General features: G+C 74.6%; 1 pseudogene. It reads left to right on the top strand.

Going from position 1 to position 912, the window contains the following annotated elements:
* Positions 1 to 175: 175 nt before the first annotated feature.
* A pseudogene (locus AC27IQ_RS25800) lies at positions 176 to 912 on the top strand (ABC transporter permease); the annotation flags it as partial.

Below are 912 nucleotides of genomic sequence, written 5' to 3' on the forward strand. Positions count from 1 at the left end.
GCGCCGAACTGCAGGCCGCCGCGGAATGGGACACCGCGCAGGACGCCCGCGCCCTCGCCTTCGTGGCCCTTTACAAAGCCCTGGGCGGCGCGCCACTGCCGCCGGCCGAGCCCAAAGTGGGAGCGGCCGCGCCCGAGGCCACGCGCATCGCGGAGCACATCGCGGGGACCGCGCCATGATTCCACTGGCCCGCAAGACCCTGGTGCACGAATGGCGCCGGTTCGTGCCGGCGGTGTTCGCCGTGGGGTTCTCCGGACTGCTGCTGATGGTGCAGGCCGCGCTGGTGCTCGGCATCTTCGGCAGCGCCGCCGTCTACGTGCGGGCCTCGACTGCCGATCTCTGGGCCGGCTACCCGGGCACGCAGAGCGTGAACTTCGGCCGCGCCATCGGCCGCGACGTGGAAAGCCGGATGCGCATGGACCCCGCCGTGACCGCCGTCGAGCCCTACCTCTGGGTCGATGGCGACTGGCGCAGCGCCCAGGCGGGCGCGGGCGGCATCTCGGTCTATGTCTCGGGCATCCGCAGCGCGCCCGACGGCATGCTGTTCGCACGCCTCATCGCCCCGTGGCAGCGCGATGCGCTGCGCGAGCCGGGCGCGGTGATCGTGGACCGGGCCGATCTGGACACGCTGGGCGTGCGGGTCGGCCAGACCGCGTGGATCAACAGCCACCCGGTGCGCGTGGCCGCGGCCGTGGACGGCCTGCGCGGCCTGGGTGGGGTGAACGTGCTGGCCTCGCTGGACACCGCGCGCGAGATCGCCGGTGCCGAAGCCGGCTCCGGCAGCACCTATGTGGTGCACGCACCCGCAGCCCGGCGGACGCCGCGGCCGCCCAGGCCCGGCTGTCGCAGGGCGGCCCGGGCTTCGGCCCGTTCGAGGTGTGGACGGCCCGGCAGTTCTCGCGCCGGTCGCAG

It is taken from the genome of Acidovorax sp. KPB24-07, from assembly GCF_057543315.1.